Raw genomic sequence first — 16,335 nt, forward strand, 5'->3', positions numbered from 1 at the left:
GGGCCAGAGTGTAACGGCTACGCGGGGTTGAGGCACCGGCGATGGCGGCTGCGGCGTGAACAGGTACGCCGTTCTTCTCGTGCTGCCCGGCTAGGAATCAGATCCAGTGCGCGTGCGCGCCCAGGATCGCCTCCCCGATGTCCCCGAAGAAGGCCCTGTACGTGGTGAAGAATGCCGGTAAATCGCCATTCTCGTCCGGCAGTAGAAAGACCCTTGCCTGCTGCCGCAGAGCTTGGGCAACGGCATCATCCGCGGTTTGGTCGTCGCATTCTCTGGCAAGCTGCTGCTCAAGCGCCTCCCAAATGAGCGCTCGGACTACCCGTAACCGTTCACAGTTCAGGTTGAGTGCCGTCAAGGTGGCACCGGCGTGCTCGACACTGACGCCCGCCTGCCGGCAAGCGTCATCGTCTTGCGTGATCTGGCCGTGCCGATCGACGCGGAAGATGGCGGGTTGGCCCGGCAGTGCGGTCGGCTTCAAGGGCTGGCCAACCCGGTTGTGGTCGCTGTCCTTGAATTGTCCGCAACTCATACTGCGGCGCGATGGCCGCAACGCCCGCCGTGCCGGGTCCGTGCTGTGGGGGTTCACACCGCCCTGACAGGCCGCAAACAGATTGGCCGCTGAGTAGGTCGATTCCGTATGCGCGGCCCTCGTCAGAAAATGTTACACCTGTTGGTCGTGCTGTTTGAGTTTGATCTCGCAATAGGCGCAGAGCCCATGTTGGTCCTCGGCCAGCTTCGCGAGCAGCTCGCCGGCGGCTGTGCGACCGTCGCCATTGCGGTACTCCTGATAGTTCTTGAAGTCGCTCCACGAAGTGTCCGGTGGGTTTTCGTCAAGGAACCGCTGGAGACCGGGCGTCGGTCGATCCAGGCCACGCACCCGCTTCACGCCTGCGCCTCCCGTGCCCGACGCAGCACCCGCCTCCGGCGAATCTCAAGATCCATCCGCAATAGCTCGGGTTCGTGCGGCGAGAGTTGTTCGAGCTGTTGGCGCAATGCCAGGGCCTCCGGCGCTTCGCCACGGTCCTGCGCAATCAGCTCACCGTAGCGCTGCATGAGTCGGGTGAAGTCGACGACCTGCGCCGGCGGTTCCTGCTCGACGCCGAGAATCTCGGTCAACAGGCGGCCGCTCTTGGCACCGTAAGAGGATGTCGGCACCGCGGCTGAGATCCGCCCGGCCTCCCGTTCCAGGATCAGGATGCTTTCGGGCTTAACGGTGGTCAGCACCTGTGGACTGTGGGTGGACACAATGAACTGGATGTTCGGGAACGCCCGCTGGAGGTCATGGACCACCCGCTGCTGCCAACGTGGATGCAGATGCAGGTCTACCTCATCGATCAGCACGATACCGGGGGCATCAATCGCCTCGCCACCGCGATGGGGGTTGGCCTGGGCCATCCGACGCGCGAGGTCGATAACCAGCGTCAGCATGGTCCGATATCCGCCGCTGAGCTGATCGAGGGCGAGTTGCTCGACACCTCCGGTGGGTGTCTCCAGATCGACCACCAGGCGCAACGGGTTCAGCTCGGTGCGCGGCCGTCGGCAGCCATCGAGACCTCGCTCGACCGCGTTGCGAACGGCCTCCAGCACCGGCAGCTTGTACCCGAAGTCAGCATGCGACTCCTTTTCGCGGCGCTCCAGATCCTCCTGCATGACTAGCCACTCGAAGACGTCCTTGAAGCGGAAGCCGGCGTCCAGCGCACCGTCGAGCGCGGCGAACCGACTCATGGTCGCTCGAAAGGCGCGTTTGCGTTGAGGAATGGCCGGGACCGCCCGCTCCGTGCCGTAATAGGCGACGATAGGCAAATCCGCATCACCGCCCGCTTGCACGGACGTGATGATGGGATCAAGAAAGGCTTGCAGCCGGGCCAGGCCGAGCGCTTTTGGGGTCTCAGCGGCGGTGCTGCGGGTACGATCCCGACGCTTGATGCGGTCCCAGGCGAGGCCCGTGTCGGTGTCGGTGTGCAACGCGACCCGGACGAAAGGGGTCCGCATCCAAAAGGTCACTTCATGGTCGTTGGCGCGGCCGCCGCGAATCGGATAAACGCGCAAGTCGGCGTCCCGGAACGCCCGCCCTTTGCAGTCGGGAAGATGCTCAAGGATTGCACCGAGGCCAATCGCGATGGCCTCAATGACGGAGGTCTTGCCCGCCGCGTTATCACCGACCAGGACATTCAGGCGTTCATGCAGCGGCAGTTTCAGGCGGCCTACCGCGCGCAAGTTTTCGATCTCGACGGTACTCAGTCTCATCTGCTGATGCTCAGGCTTCAAGGCGCCAGAGGTTCGACGATTGCGGGTGATCCCCGTGCAATGTCGGCGTCCTGCCGCGCCGAGCGGTTGAGCGCCCGCGTCCGCCACAGCAAGGACTCGCCCGCCACCTGCCCCTTGGGCGGGGTGCCGAGTCGCCGTGAATCCTAGAGCACCGTGGCTTTGCTGTCGCGGGTGGATAGCGTCAGGCGGCAGCGCTTGATGGCCGGTCTGCCGGCGGCGCTCACCGCCGCGCAAAGAACGCCCGCACCGCCTGCTCCGCGGTGGCCGCGAGCAGCGCCTCGGCATCGCGCTCCGCCTCGGCGAGCGTCATCGGCCCGCGGCAGAGGCTGAAGACGGCATCCATGCCGAGCGCGTGCAGCACGTCGAGCCCGTCGCCGATGCCGCCGGCGATGGCGATGCAGGGCACGCCGTGGGCCTTGGCGCGGGCGGCGACGGCGGCGGGCGCCTTGCCGTGGGCGGTCTGGGCGTCGATGCGGCCTTCTGCGGTGAGCACGAGTTCGGCGCCGTCGAGGTGTGCGTCGATGCCGAGCAGGTCCAGCACCAGCTCGGCACCGGGCCGGAGCGACGCACCGGCGAAGGCGACGAGCCCGGCGCCGAGGCCGCCGGCGGCGCCGGCGCCGGGCAGCTCGGCGATGTCCAGCCCGAGGTCGCGTTGGATGAGCCCGGCGAGGTGCGCGAGGCCGGCATCGAGCATCGCCGCCTGCGCCGGGCTCGCGCCCTTCTGCGGGCCATAGACCTGCGCCGCGCCGCGGGGGCCGGTGAGCGGGTTGTCGACGTCGCAGACGGCCTCGATGCGGACCTGCGCGAGCCGGGCATCCCGAGCGCTGCCGTCGATGCACGCGATATCCGCGAGCCGGCCGCCGACGGGCGCGACGGGCCGGCCCGGCGCGTCGGTAAAGCGCCAGCCCAGCGCCGCTGCCATGCCGACGCCGCCGTCGTTGGTCGCGCTGCCGCCGAGGCCGACGATGATGTGCGTCGCACCCAGGTCGAGCGCCGCGCGCAGCAGCTCGCCGGTGCCGAGCGTGGTCGTCGTCGTGGCGTCACGGTCCTGCTCGGCGAGCAAGGCAAGCCCGCTCGCCAAGGCCATCTCGACCACCGCGATGCGCCGGCTCGGGCTCCAGATCAGCGTCGCGTCCACCGGCTGAAAGCGCGGGCCGGCGACGCGCACCGTCCGCGCCTCGCCCTCGATGGCGTCGCGCAGCACCGCGGCCAGGCCGTCGCCGCCGTCGGCCACCGGCAGCTCGACCAGCTCCGCCCCCGGCAGCGCGCGGGCGGCGCCGCGGGCCATGGCCGCGGCGGCGGCAGCGGCGGTGCAGCTACCTTTGAGCGCGTTCGGGGCGAGGATGAGCTTGGGCATCAGCTCCCGATCTCACCCCCGTCGTCTTTGGTGATGACGACGACCGACGGGCGCGGCGGCATGCCGTCCTGGAAGTCCGGCCAGCGGGTGGCCGGGTCCTCGAAGGTGGACTTGCGCGCGAAGCCGGCATAGGCCTCGGTGCCGTCGGCGGCGGGATGCTGCACGGCGACGAAGAGCGTGCGCCCGTCCGGCGTGAAGCGTGGGCCGCACATCTCGGCACCGACGGGCACGCGGAAGAACATGCGCCCGGTGCCGCGCCCGGGGCCGTCGGTTTCGAGCGCCCAGACGCCGTCGGCACCGCCGGAGGTCCGACTCCAATCGCCGCCCTGGTCGGTGGCGACCCAGAGTCGCCCGGCGGGGTCTACGGCCATGTTGTCCGGGCAGGCGAACCAGCCGTTCTCGCTGGTGGCCGGGTTCCACTGCGCCGCGACGCCGGGGGCGTTGGGGTCGCCGGCCTGCACCACCACCTCCCAGCGCGCGCTGGCCGCCGCGTGGTCGCCGCCGTCCGGCGTGATCTCCAGCAAATGACCCCAAAGGTTGCCGGCGCGCGGGTTGGCGGCATCGGGGCTGGGCTTGCCGTCCCGGCCGCGGTCTTTGTTGTTGGTGAGGCTGACGTAGACCTTGCCGGTGCGCGGGTTGGGCTCGACGTCCTCGGGCCGGTCCAGCGGTGTGGCGCCGAGCAGCGTCGCGGCACGGCGGGTCTCGATCAGCACGTCCGCCTGGGATGCGAAGCCGTTCTCCGGGGTCAGCGGGCCTTCGCCGTGCACCAGCGGCAGCCAGGCGAGACCGCCCGTCTCGTCGAGCTTCGCGACAGAGAGGGTGCCGTGGTCGAGCAGGTCGCGGTTTGCGGCGCGGGCGGCGGCGATGCGCGCCTCGATGGACGCCGGCGTGAAGCGCACCCGGCCCGCGGCGTCGATGTAGCCCGTGTAGGTCTCCTCGGCGGGGTCGGGCAGCGGCGTCACGGTGCCGTCGCTGACGAACCGATACAGGTACTCGAACACCTGATCGTCGCCGGAGTAGATGACGAGCCGGCCGTCGCGGTTGACGATGCACTCGGCGCCCTCGTGCTTGCAGCGCCCCAAGGCCGTGCGCTTGACGGGTGGCGCCAGCGGGTCGAAGGGGTCCACCTCGACGATCCAGCCGAAGCGGTTGGCCTCGTTCGGCTCCGCGTTGATGTCGAAGCGGGGATGGTGCTCCGCCCAAGCGTAGCGCGCGCCGGGGATGCCCATGCGGGCGTAGTTCTCGCGCTCCGGGTGGTCGTCCAGGCTGCCCGAGAAGTACAGATGGACGTTCTCCTCCGCCATCAGGTAGGTGCCCCAGGGCGTGATGCCGCCGGCACAGTTGTTCAGCGTGCCGATGACGGAGCGCCCGCTCGGGTCCGCGTTGGTGCAGAGCCGCGGATGGCCGGCGGCGGGGCCGGCGATGGCGATGCGGGTGCCGAGCGCGTCGATGCGCCGCGCGAAGGGGCTCTCCGGCACCACCTGCCACTGGCCGTCGATCTTGCGGACCTCGACGATGGAGCCGCCGTGGGCGGCGAGCTCCGCGTCCACCATCTCGCGCGTCAGGCCGTCGGCGAGGCCCGGGAACATGAGCGTCGTGTTGGTGTACTCGTGGTTCACGCACAGCAGCCCGTGCTCGCTGTTCGCCGAGCCGAGCGGCAGCGGGATGTAGCCGATGAAGTCGTTGTTGTAGCCGAACTGCCAGCGCTGCGCGGCGGCATTCGGGTGGGCGGGGTCGAAAGCGGGCGCCCCCGGCAGCAGCGGGTCGCCCCAGCGGATCAGCACCTCCGCGCTGTAGCCGGGCGCGACGTGGTGGGTGGCGTCGACACCGCGGGCGATCTCGGTGAAGGCGAAGCGGGTCGGGTCGGTGCTTGGCGTGCCCGCCTCAGGCGCGGGCTCGGTGGCAGCGGCCGGCAGCGCCCCGCCCGCCAGCGCCGCCAGCGGCGAGGCCGCGAGCGCACCCAGCGCACCAGCGCCGAGTGCACCGCGCAGCAGCTCGCGGCGGCTGAAGCGGCGCTCGATCAGGTCGCCGAGCGTTGGCTCGGCGGACGGGTTGACAGGATAGTCGTCGGGGTCGAGGTGGTCGCGGTCGCGATGGGACACGGGTCAGGGCTCCGGGCAGGGCGCCGACGTTCCGACAACGGAGCAGCGGGCGCGGGGATAATGGTCGATCCGGAGTTTAGCCGAGGCCCGGGCCGAGCCGGTTGCGGATCGATGACAGGGCTCGACAGCGAGGGCCAAGGGTCGAGGGCCGAGGAGCGCGCCTCGGCCCTCGGCCCTTGGCTCAATCGGTCTGCGGCTCCAATTCCGCGCAATGCCGGCGAAGCTCGCAAAGACGGCCACCTGAGACCATCAGACCATGCCCAACTTCGAGGACAAGGTGTTCGTCTTCACCGGCGCCACGCTCACGCGCGCGCTGGAGGATTGGGTCGCCGAGCAGTTGGCGGCCTATCCGCATCAGGAAGCCCGCATCCGCGTCACGGCGCTGGCGATGCGGGACTTCTTCGAGTCCGCGCACGTCGAGCGCCACAAGATGACGGTGGGCTCGCACACCCGGCCTGAGCCGTCGGAGCGGGAGCCATGACCGGCGGCTGGCTCAACGCCGTGGAGCGGGCCGGGAATCGGCTGCCGGACCCGTCCACGCTGTTCGCGCTCGGCACGCTGGCGGTGATGCTGCTCTCTGATCTGGCCGTCCGGCTCGGCTGGACCGTGACGCGCACGCTGGAGCGCGACGGCGCGCTGGAGACGGAGACCGTCGCGCCGGTGAGCTTGCTGGACGCCGACGGCCTCTGGTGGCTGCTCTCGAGCCTGGTCAAGAATTTCGTGGAGTTCCCGCCGCTCGGGCTGGTGCTGGTGGGGCTGCTCGGCATCGGCGTCGCCGAGCGCTCGGGGCTCCTGCCGGTGCTGCTGCGGCGGCTGCTCGCGGCCGCGCCGACGCGGCTCCTGGTGCCCATGACGGTGTTCGTCGGCGTGCTGTCGTCGCTGGCGCTGGACGCCGGCTACGTGGTGCTGCCGCCGCTGGCCGGGGCGCTGTTCCTGGCGGCCGGGCGCTCGCCGTTGGCGGGCATCGCGGCGGTGACGGCCGGGGTCACCTGCGGCTTCTCTGCGAACCTGTTTCTCACCGGGCTCGACCCGCTCCTGGCGGGGCTGTCCACCGCGGCGGCGCACCTGCTGGACCCGAGCTATGAGGTCGCGATCAGCGCCAACTGGTGGTTCATGATCGTCTCGACACTGGTGCTGACCGCGGCGGGGGCGTTCGTGACCTGGCGCTTCGTGGAGCCGCGGCTGCCGCGGCCGACGGCGGCGGAGATGGAACACGGCGCGCGGCCGGCGGAGGCGCCCGAGCAGCTCCACGACGCGGACCGGGGCTTGCGCTTTGCGGGCTGGACCTGCGTCGCGCTGCTGGTGCTGCTGCTCGCCGCGGTGCTGATCCCCGGCGCGCCGCTGGCGGGGGAGGGCGCGCGCTTCCCGCGCTGGATGGAGGCGCTGGTGCCGATGCTGCTCATCGTCTTTTTCGGCACCGGCCTCGCCTACGGCATCGGCGCCGGCAGCATTCGGCGCGACCGCGACGCGGTGGACATGATGGGCGAGACCATGCGCACCATGGGTCCATACATCGTGCTCGCGTTCTTTGCGGCGCAGTTCATCGCCTGCTTCGGGCACTCGCGGCTCGGCGAGATGCTGGCCGTGGTGGGCGGCGCGTGGCTTGCGGCGCTGGCGCTGCCGCCCGCGGCGCTGACGCTTGCCTTCATCGGCGTGGTGATGGCGGGCAACCTCCTCATCGGCTCGGCGAGCGCCAAGTACGCGCTGTTCGCGCCGGTGTTCGTGCCGATGTTCATGCAGGCCGGCATCAGCCCGGAGCTGACGCAGGCGGCCTACCGCGTTGGCGACTCGGTGACCAACGGCATCACGCCGTTCAACCCTTACCTCGTCATCATCCTCGCCTTCATCCGCCGCTTTCGGCCGGACGCCGGGCTCGGCACGCTGGTGGCGCTGATGCTGCCCTACACGCTGGTGTTCGCGCCGGTGTGGGCGTTGCTGCTCGGGCTCTGGGTGCTGCTTGGCTGGCCGCTCGGGCCGGGCGGCGGATTGGTGTATCCGCCGAGCGGCTGAAGGACATCGCCGCCGCGCACCCGCAGTGGCGCCCATCGTGCTAGCGTGCGCGGGATTCCTTTTCTTGCTCGCGGAACCCTACCGATGCAACAGCTCACCTCCGAGGGTCAGCGCCTCGTCGCCGACCTGTCCCAACGCCACGGCTTCAGCCCCGACGCCGTCACGCACATGCTCTTCGCCGTGCTGCACGGCAACGGCAGCATGGCGCAGTTCAGCCATCCGGAGTTCGCCGGCTCCGGCCAATGGATGCAGGGCGGCATGCTGATGCTGGGCGATATGTTCAACCACGGCCTCAAGAGCCGCGTGGACGCGCTCTGCAACGAGCTCTCCAACGTGCTGGCGAACCAGCCGGGGCTGCTCCAGAGCGGCAGCTTCCAGAGTCAGTCGCAGTCCGGCGGCGCGCGGCAGCAGCAGAACGCGGGCGGCATGATGGGCGAGTCGAGCCTGTTCGTGCCGGACCCGGCGCAGCACTGGTGGCCCGTGGAGCTGGGCCAGCCCAACGCCACCGGCAGCCAGAACAACGTGCAGTATGCCTACTTTGCCGGCGCCCGCCGGCTCGCGGTCAAGACCGGCGGTCAGGTCTGGGTGTACGACACGCTCGATCATCAGATCGGCGGCTTCTCGCAGCAGCAGGGTGTCGGCGGGTCGATCCTGTTCACGAGCCAGTACGGCACCGTGGTGCTGACCGCGCTGCCGGTGGTGTCCATCGACGGGCGCCCGCAGGCGGCCTCGCAGCCGTCGGCACCGGGCCAGCCGGGCGCATCGGCGCCCGGTGCTGCGCCCGGCGCCGAGGCGGATGTATTCAGCGCCATTGAGCGGCTCGGCAAGCTCCGCGCCGATGGGCTGCTGACGGAAGACGAGTTTGCGGCCAAGAAGGCGGAGCTGTTGGGGCGGTTGTGAGCGGCTGACGGCTGCGGCGTTGAACGTTGGCCTGACCGAATCAGGGCTGGAACCCCTCGCCATGCGCGCCGTGCCCTCGACTGGCTGGAACGGTCATTAAGGCCGGTGGCCTCAAGTCAGCAAGTCGTGCTCCCGGGCATAGCGCTTCGCATAGTTGCCGCGCACGCCGGAGGCCGGACGTGATGGGCGCCGCCGGATGTTCGTCTCGCAAAAGGGCCGCCGGCTGAGGCGGCCTCGTAGGCCCTGAGTCTCGGCACGGCGCAGCCGCCGGCCGACGCGCACAGACGCTGTAGCACGGCAGTGCTACACTCCGCGGCATTGCGACCTGACAACGGCGGCAGACGCTATGACCACCACCAGCATCCGCCTCCCGGACGACCTGAAGCAGCGCATGACGCAGGCGGCGGAGCACGCCGGCCAGACCCCGCACGCCTTCATGCTGGAGGCCATCGCGGAGCGCGTCGCGGCGGAGGAGCGGCGGCACGACTTTCATGCACTCGCCGAGCAGCGCTACGCGCGCATCCTCGACTCTGGCGAGACCATCCCCTGGCCCGCACTGCGGGACTACCTCAAGCGGCGGCTCGCGGGCGAGGCGCTCGCGCGCCCCAAGCCCGTGCAGCGTTCCGCCGACTAGCCCGGCGCGCGGACGCCGGCCGTGGCGCGGATCGAGCTTGCGCCGGAGATCGTGCTCGACTTCGAGCGCATTTTGGAACACCTGATGACGCACGCGGTCGCCGATGCGCCGCGGCGGTTGGACGAGATCCTGGCCGCGCTGGACGTGCTGGAGCAGAACCCGCTGATCGGCCGGCCGGCCCGCGGCGAGCTGCGCGAGCTGGTGATGGGCCGGCGCTCGCGCGGCTATGTCGCCCTGTACCGCGACGTGCCGGAGACCGACAGCGTCTTCGTGCTCGCGATCCGCAGCCAGCAGGAAGCGGGTTACGCCCGCGATTGATCGGAGCTTGGCTTGCCGATGACGCTTATTGCTGTCCGGGTGTCAGCGGCTCGGCGAGGCCGAGCTGTTAGCTATTCCATGGTTGAGGCGGCTGAGGCGAGGGCTCGGACGAGCATTATCTGCGCTGCGCTGCCCGGTCAAAGCGGCACAGACCAGGTGTTGCCGTTTTCCAGCTCGTCATACATCCAAGCAGGATCGAGATCGGCCCCGTTCGGCCAGGTAACGACGCCGAGATCGATATGGGCTTGGGCGAAAAGCTCGGTCTCTCTGAGACGGGCGTAGATGCCGCAGTCGTCACTTGTTTGCACCGCCGACATATCGACGATGCCTCGGCGCCCGTCGGTGAAGGTCACCGCGAGACGATAGTTGGGCAGGACGCTCACTTCGGTGACGCGCCATGGTGCGCTGGGTGTCACTCCAAGGGCGAGATCTGTTTCGGCGGCTGCTTCGACTGACATAGGCTCCAGTTCTCCAACAGTTCTTCACGGTGCTCGATGGCCCATTCGATGACCAAGTCCAGGGCGCGTTTGGGGAGCCGTCCCCGAATAACCTCAAGCGTGCGAATATCGATCAGTGCCTCATGCTCCCCATACAGCGCGTGGAAGTGTGGCGGCGCATGCTCGCGCCAGAACATCTGCACGGCGATCCCGAAGAACCGGCTGACGGTTGGCATAGCTGACAGCAGTGAGCGGTCGAGGGCGGATGTCTCCGCAGAAGACGCAGCGGTGCGTAGGCCGCTCCTGATTCTGGCGCGGCGGCCTGGAGCCCGCAAGTCTCGGGGTTGAACCCCCATCTGATTCGCCATGGACATCTTCAGCCCCGCCACCATCCGCTGGTTCAGCCGCAACTTCGCCGGCCCCACCGACGCCCAGGCCGCCGGCTGGCCGGTCATCGCGGCCGGGGACAACGTGCTCATCACCGCGCCCACCGGGAGCGGCAAGACGCTGGCGGCGTTCCTGTGGTCCATCGACCGGCTGATGCGGGGCGAGGAGAAGGGCCGAGGGCCGAGGGCCGAGGACGGCGGGTCTGCACTGGATGTCCGAGCAGACGAGCGCCCGGCAGGCACCCGAGTGCTCTATGTCTCCCCGCTCAAGGCGCTGGTCTACGACATCGAGCGCAACCTGCGCGCGCCGCTGGCCGGCATCGCGTCTCAGGCCATGACGCTCGGCGTGCCGCACCGGCTGCCGCGCGTGGCGATCCGCACCGGCGACACGCCGGCCCGCGAGCGTCAGCAGCAGCTCAAAGACCCGGCGGAGATCCTGGTGACGACGCCGGAGTCGCTGTACCTCTTGCTTGGCTCGCGGGCGGCGGAGCACCTGGCGGGCGTGCACACCGTCATCGTCGATGAGGTGCATGTGCTCGCGTCGAGCAAGCGCGGCGCGCACCTGGCGCTGTCCCTGGAGCGGCTGACGGCGCTGGTGGAGGCGGCCGGCGGCGCGGACCCGCAGCGCATCGGGCTCTCGGCCACGGTGGCGCCGCTCGCCGAGGCCGCGCGCTGGCTCGGCGGCGACCGGGCGGTTGCGATCGTCGATGCCGCCGCGCCGCCGAAGCTGGACTTGACCATCAGTGTGCCGGTGCCGGACATGGAGCGCCCCCCGGACGCACCTGGGTTGGAGCCTGCCGGCGGCCCGATCCTGGGCGAGCTGTACGCCCGCGAGGTCGCCCGCCCGCCGGCCGAGAAGGGCATGTGGGCGGCCATCTATCCGGCGCTGCTGGACGAGATCCTGGCGCACCGATCGACCATCGTCTTCGTCAACAGCCGCGGGCTCGCGGAGCGGCTGTGCCGGCGGCTGAACGAGGTGCATGCCGAGCGGCTGGCCGGGCCGGCCGACGCTGCGCTCACCGACCTCGCCGATATGCCGGCGCTGGACGTACCCGACCTGGTCCGCGCCCACCACGGCAGCGTCAGCCACCAGCAGCGCGCGGAGATCGAGGACGGGCTCAAGCGCGGCACGCTGAAGGCGATCGTCGCCACCAGCTCGCTGGAGATGGGCATCGACATGGGTGGCGTGGATCAGGTGCTGTTGGTGGAGTCGCCCGGCTCCGTCGCGCGTGGCTTGCAGCGGGTCGGCCGCGCCGGGCACGGCGTCGGCGAGGTGAGCACGGGGCGGATCTTCCCGAAGTTCCGCGGGGATCTCTTGGAGTGCGCCGTCATTGCCGGGCGCATGCTGACGGGCGAGCTCGAGCCCTTGCGCATGCCCACCAACGCGCTGGACGTGCTGGCGCAGCAGATCGCGGCGCACTGCGTCGCAGGCGAGCGCACCGTGGCCGAGATCGAGCGCCTGGTGGGCCGCGCCGGACCTTACCGGGGCTTGAGCCGCGCCGCGCTGGAGTCGGTGCTCGACATGCTCTCCGGGCGCTTCCCGTCCAGCGACTTTGCGGACATCCGGCCGCTGCTCGCCTGGGACCGCGCGACGGACACCCTAAGCCCGCGCAAGGGCGCGGCCATGACCACGCGGCTCAACGCCGGCACCATCCCGGACCGCGGCAACTACGCCGTGCATTTGGGCGGCCATGGGGCAACAGGGGGCCCGCGCATCGGCGAGCTGGACGAGGAGATGGTCTTCGAGACCCGCGCCGGCGAGTGCATCCTGCTCGGTGCATCGACCTGGCGCGTCGAGGAGATCACCCGCGACCGCGTCATCGTCTCGCCCGCCCCCGGCGAGCCCGGCAAGCAGCCCTTCTGGCGCGGCGACGGCCCCGGCAGACCCGTCGAGCTGGGCCGCGCCGTCGGTGCCTTCTGCCGCGAGGTCGCCCGCCGCGCGCCGGACGCCGCCATTGCCTGGATACGCGAACAGGCCCCGCTCGACGACCACGCCGCGGCGAACCTCGCCGCCTACATCCACGAGCAGCGCGAGGCCACCGGCAAGGTGCCGGATGAGCGCACCATCGTCATCGAGCGCTTTCGGGACGAGCTCGGCGACTGGCGCATCTGCATCCTGACCCCGTTCGGCGCGCGCATCCACGCCCCCTGGGCGATGGCGCTGCAATGGCAGTTGGAGCGGCGCGAAGGCTTCGAGATCCAGGTGATGTACACCGACGACGGCATCGTGCTGCGCTTGGCCGACGGCGAGGCGCTGCCGGACCTGATGGCGCTGCTGCCGCACCCGGACGAGATCGAGGAGCGCATCACCGAGCAGCTCGCCGACACCGCGCTGTTCGCGAGCCTGTTCCGCGAGAACGCCGGCCGCGCGCTGCTGTTGCCGAAGCGCTCGGCGCAGGGCCGCCGGCCGCTCTGGGCGCAGCGGCTCAAGGCGCAGAGCCTGCTCGCCGTCGTGCGCCGCTATCCGAGCTTTCCGGTGGTGCTGGAGACCTACCGCGAGGCCCTGAGCGACCGGTTCGACCTGGCCGGGCTCAAGGATCTGCTGCGCGCCGTCCAGTCCCGCGCCGTGCGCGTGCATGAGGTCGAGACCGCGCGTGCCTCGCCCTTCGCCCGCTCGCTGGTGTTCGCCTACGTCGCCGCGTACATCTACGAGCAGGACGCGCCCATTGCCGAGCGCCGCGCTCGGGCGCTGACGCTCGACCGCGGCCTGCTCGCCGAGCTGCTGGGGCAGGCGGAGCTGCGCGAGCTGATCGACCCCCGCGTGCTGGAAGAGCTGGAGGCGGAGCTCGCGCACCTGACGCCGGAGCGCCGCGCGCGGGATGCGAACGAGGTGCATGATCTGTTGCGGCGGCTCGGGGATTTGACGGCGGTTGAGATCGCGGCGCGGTGCGTGGGGGCGGGCGGTGTCGATGGCGACGCCGACGCCGATGACGATGACGATTCGGCTTTGGCCGCTGCCGGCGAGTCCGCCACCTGGCTTGCTGAGCTTGCTGGCCAGCGTCGCGCGGTGCAGATGCCCGTTGCCGGCGAGCGGCGCTGGATTGCGGCGGAGGACGCCGGGCTGTACCGCGATGCCCTCGGCTGCGTGCCGCCGCCGGGGCTGCCGGAGAGCTTCATCGCATCCACCGACGCGCCGCTGGAGCAGTTGATCCGCCGCTACGCCCGCACGCATGGGCCGTTCCCGACGCGGCAGCTCGGCCAGCGTCTCGGCCTGCCGGCGGCGCAGTTGGAGCCCGTGCTGCGGCTGCTGGAGACCCGCGGCGAGCTGGTGCATGGCGAGATTCGCCCGCTGGGCACGGAGCCCGAGTGGTGCGACGCCGAGGTCATGCGGCGCTTGCGCCGGCGCACGCTCGCCCGCGCGCGCGACGAGGTCGCGCCGGTGGACGCTGCCACGCTCGGGCGCTTCCTGCCGGACTGGCACGGCATCGGCGCCGAGCCCCGGCAGGCGCGCGACACCCGCGAGCGGCTACTGGAGGCGCTGTTGCAGCTCGAAGGCTACACCGTGAGCTGGACGCAGCTCGACCGGGTGCTGCTGCCGGCGCGCGTGCCGGGCTACCGCGCCGAGGACCTGGACATGCTTGCGGCGACCGGCCAGATCGTCTGGCTCGGCCGCGGCGCTGCCGGACCCAAGGACGGCAGGATCGCGGTCTACCGGCGCGAGCACGTCTCCGCCGCCATCGCCTCCGCGGGCGACCCGCAGGGGCATGGACCCGGCGCCGAGCGACCGGCTGATGTCCGTAGGCTCCCCTCCGCGGACCACGGCGCGCCGGTTACCGACGCCCTTGGGCTCCGCTTCGCGGACCATGACGCGCCGGCCACCGGCGACACGGCCGAGTCGGCCGCCACCGCGGCAGCCGGCGGGCACGACCTGGCTGCCGCCTTTCGCACCGCGCTGCTGGACCAGCTCCAGCGCCGCGGCGCCTGCTTTCTCATGGACCTGCAACGGGCCGCGGAGCCCGTCATCGCGGCGGCCGGGCTCGGCAGCGCCGCCGCCAAGGACGCCTTCGACGCCGCGCTGTGGGACCTGGTCTGGGACGGGCGCATCACCAACGACACCTTCGCGCCGCTGCGGGCGCTCGCCGGCGGCAAGGGGGGCTCGGCGGCAGGCGGCGCGCGAGCGGCTCCGCGCGGCCCGGGCCGGCGCGGCGGGCTGCGGGGTGTCGGCCGCGGTGCCGCGGCGGGCAGCGGGCTCGCCGGCGGTCGCTGGTCGCTGGTGGCGGACCTTGCAGCAGGCGATGATCTCACCGACACGGAGCGTGCCGCGCTCACCGCGCAGATGCTTCTGGAGCGCTACGGCATCGTCAGCCGCGAGGCCGTCGCCGCAGAAGGACTGCCCGGCGGCTTCGGCCCGCTGTACCGCGTGCTGAAGGCGCTGGAGGAGGGCGGCCAGGTGCGCCGCGGCCATTTCGTCGAGGGTCTCTCCGGCGCCCAGTTCGCGCTCCCCGGCGCCGTCGAGCGCCTGCGCGCCGCCCGCGAAGACGAGCCGCCCATGGACGGCTACGGGGATGCCGATGTCCGCATCCTGCCCGCCGCCGACCCCGCCAACCCCTACGGCACGCTGCTGGACTGGCCGCCCACCGCCGGCGGCTCGGTAGGGTCCGCTGCGCGGACCAGCCGCGACGCGGACGCTGCTCCCGCAACAGGTGCCGCCAAACGGACCCCCAAGCGCACCGCCGGCGCCTGGCTGATCCTCGTCGCCGGCAAGCCCGTGCTCTACCTCGCCGCCAACGCCCGCCAGCTCCTGAGCTTTCCGGGCAGCCGCACGGACACCGGCCGCGAGCTGGACCTTGCCGCCGCCGCGCTGCACCGCATCCCGTCCGGTCGCCGCCGCCTGCTCATCCAGCACATCGACGGCCTGCCGGCGTTGGAATCACCCCTGCGTGAAACCCTCGTCCATGCCGGCTTTGAGCCGGACTACGACGCGCTGGCGCCGAGTCGCTTCCGCCCCGCCGGTACCGGCCGCGACCCTAACGCGATTGCCTGTGCTGGACCCCGGGGTTAGTCGCCCATTGCCGCCCCCTGGTCTTCGGGCAGGCCGGCACTGCGTTGCGGGGCCGGCGTGACGCCGTGAAGCCTGCTCCAAGGCACGCGGTCCAAATGGTCTAACGGGTCCAGTCGGACAGGTGCAGGATGCCGGGCTTCGCCGCCGCCTTGCGGTAGTAGCGGTCGTCCGCGGTGACGAGGGTCGCTTGGTGCTCGATCGCGAGCGCGTGATAGAGGGTATCGAACAGGTGGTGGTCCAACTCAATCGATAGGGTGCAGGCGCGCGTCAGGACCGCGCCGCCGCCCTGTTCTGCAAACCCAAGCTGAGCGAGCAGTTGGACGTCGCGCCGCGCGTGCTCGGGCGTCTCGCGGGCCAGTACCGCGGCAACTTCGGCGAGCCAGTGCGGCGGCTGGAGCAGCGCAACCTCGCCGTGCACGGCGGCACCCATCAGCGCCGTGGCCTGGCTGGTCCAGTCCTCGCGCTCCGGGTCCTGGAACAGCCACTTGATGACGACGCTGGCGTCGAGCACCAGCGTCACGGCCGGCCGGTCTCCCGGGCTCGCCGCGCCGCTGCATCGTCGAGCGCGGGCCGCTCATCGCGGGCCTCGGTCAACCGGCGAAACGCCTCTTCGCGGCGGCGCTGCAGCGCTGCCTCCGCCACCGCGCGACGCATCAGCTCCGCGACCACCGCGCTCTTGTTGCGACCCGCGAAGGTTCGGTTGAAGTCGGCCTTAACGTCGTCCGGGATGCTGAAGTTCATCGTTGCCATGAACCGGCTCTCGGTTGTTGAAATCTTCGACAAGCCTAGCACGGGGCTGAGCGCGGCAGCGCAGCCGCCGGGGACGGAACAGCATGTTCGGGCGAAGCTGCCGCCAGGGCGGGACGACCTCCTGTCGCGCACAACATGCCGGCCAGGCCCGCAAGCCCGGCGACGCGCGCC

The 16,335-nt window shown here is 71.0% G+C and carries 15 protein-coding genes; 6 read left to right on the plus strand and 9 right to left on the minus strand.

All coding sequences use genetic code 11. The annotated features are described in order from the left end of the window. Positions 1-97 precede the first annotated feature (97 nt). From ML01_RS17155 to ML01_RS17175, 5 genes are all read right to left on the minus strand, one after another. Positions 98-478: a hypothetical protein gene (locus tag ML01_RS17155; protein WP_156427794.1), complete on the minus strand. Its 381-nt coding sequence runs from the start codon at positions 476-478 to the stop codon at positions 98-100. Positions 479-661: 183 nt separating this feature from the next. Continuing rightward, entirely contained in the window at positions 662-886 is a 225-nt protein-coding gene (locus ML01_RS17160; RefSeq protein ID WP_058556623.1) for a hypothetical protein, read from the minus strand. Continuing rightward, a complete protein-coding gene (locus tag ML01_RS17165) occupies positions 883-2,247 on the minus strand; it encodes an AAA family ATPase (RefSeq protein WP_058556624.1) in 1,365 nt (454 codons plus the stop codon). Before ML01_RS17165 ends, ML01_RS17160 begins: the two co-directional genes overlap by 4 nt. Positions 2,248-2,488: 241 nt before the next feature. After that, positions 2,489-3,625 carry a glycerate kinase gene (locus ML01_RS17170; protein WP_058556625.1) on the minus strand — a complete coding sequence of 379 codons (1,137 nt, stop codon included), beginning with the start codon at positions 3,623-3,625 and terminating at the stop codon, positions 2,489-2,491. Continuing rightward, positions 3,625-5,727 carry a PhoX family phosphatase gene (locus tag ML01_RS17175; RefSeq protein ID WP_058556626.1) on the minus strand — a complete coding sequence of 701 codons (2,103 nt, stop codon included), beginning with the start codon at positions 5,725-5,727 and terminating at the stop codon, positions 3,625-3,627. Before ML01_RS17175 ends, ML01_RS17170 begins: the two co-directional genes overlap by 1 nt. A gap of 256 nt (positions 5,728-5,983) precedes the next feature. On the opposite strand from ML01_RS17175, the gene ML01_RS17180 reads away from it, so the two are divergent. The 5 genes from ML01_RS17180 (at position 5,984) to ML01_RS17200 (ending at position 9,589) form a co-directional block, all read left to right on the plus strand. After that, positions 5,984-6,208, plus strand: a complete 225-nt coding sequence (locus ML01_RS17180; protein ID WP_058556627.1) for a hypothetical protein — start codon at positions 5,984-5,986, stop codon at positions 6,206-6,208. After that, entirely contained in the window at positions 6,205-7,737 is a 1,533-nt protein-coding gene (locus ML01_RS17185) for an AbgT family transporter (protein ID WP_058556628.1), read from the plus strand. Before ML01_RS17180 ends, ML01_RS17185 begins: the two co-directional genes overlap by 4 nt. An 84-nt stretch (positions 7,738-7,821) precedes the next feature. Continuing rightward, entirely contained in the window at positions 7,822-8,637 is an 816-nt protein-coding gene (locus ML01_RS17190; protein WP_058556629.1) for an SHOCT domain-containing protein, read from the plus strand. Positions 8,638-8,983: 346 nt separating this feature from the next. Continuing rightward, entirely contained in the window at positions 8,984-9,271 is a 288-nt protein-coding gene (locus ML01_RS17195; protein ID WP_058556630.1) for a CopG family ribbon-helix-helix protein, read from the plus strand. A 21-nt stretch (positions 9,272-9,292) separates the two neighbouring features. Further along, positions 9,293-9,589: a type II toxin-antitoxin system RelE/ParE family toxin gene (locus ML01_RS17200; protein WP_058556631.1), complete on the plus strand. Its 297-nt coding sequence runs from the start codon at positions 9,293-9,295 to the stop codon at positions 9,587-9,589. A 137-nt stretch (positions 9,590-9,726) separates the two neighbouring features. Here the strand turns inward: ML01_RS17200 and ML01_RS17205 are convergent, their stop codons facing one another. Next, positions 9,727-10,047: a DUF2442 domain-containing protein gene (locus tag ML01_RS17205; protein ID WP_173865193.1), complete on the minus strand. Its 321-nt coding sequence runs from the start codon at positions 10,045-10,047 to the stop codon at positions 9,727-9,729. Then, the gene (locus ML01_RS17210; protein WP_058556633.1) at positions 10,002-10,262 is read right to left on the minus strand and encodes a DUF4160 domain-containing protein; all 261 of its coding nucleotides are present in this window, start codon (positions 10,260-10,262) and stop codon (positions 10,002-10,004) included. The genes ML01_RS17205 and ML01_RS17210 overlap by 46 nt, the downstream gene beginning before the upstream one ends. A 130-nt stretch (positions 10,263-10,392) precedes the next feature. Between ML01_RS17210 and ML01_RS17215 the strand changes: the two genes are divergently transcribed. Further along, positions 10,393-15,414 carry a DEAD/DEAH box helicase gene (locus ML01_RS17215; RefSeq protein WP_058556634.1) on the plus strand — a complete coding sequence of 1,674 codons (5,022 nt, stop codon included), beginning with the start codon at positions 10,393-10,395 and terminating at the stop codon, positions 15,412-15,414. Positions 15,415-15,514: 100 nt separating this feature from the next. Here the strand turns inward: ML01_RS17215 and ML01_RS17220 are convergent, their stop codons facing one another. Then, complete coding sequence (locus ML01_RS17220) at positions 15,515-15,934, minus strand: type II toxin-antitoxin system VapC family toxin (protein WP_058556635.1); 420 nt, start codon at positions 15,932-15,934, stop codon at positions 15,515-15,517. Further along, the gene (locus ML01_RS17225; protein WP_058556636.1) at positions 15,931-16,164 is read right to left on the minus strand and encodes a hypothetical protein; all 234 of its coding nucleotides are present in this window, start codon (positions 16,162-16,164) and stop codon (positions 15,931-15,933) included. The genes ML01_RS17220 and ML01_RS17225 overlap by 4 nt, the downstream gene beginning before the upstream one ends. Between the last annotated feature and the right edge of the window lie 171 nt (positions 16,165-16,335).

The organism is Thiohalocapsa sp. ML1, from assembly GCF_001469165.1.
GTDB lineage: Bacteria > Pseudomonadota > Gammaproteobacteria > Chromatiales > Chromatiaceae > Thiohalocapsa.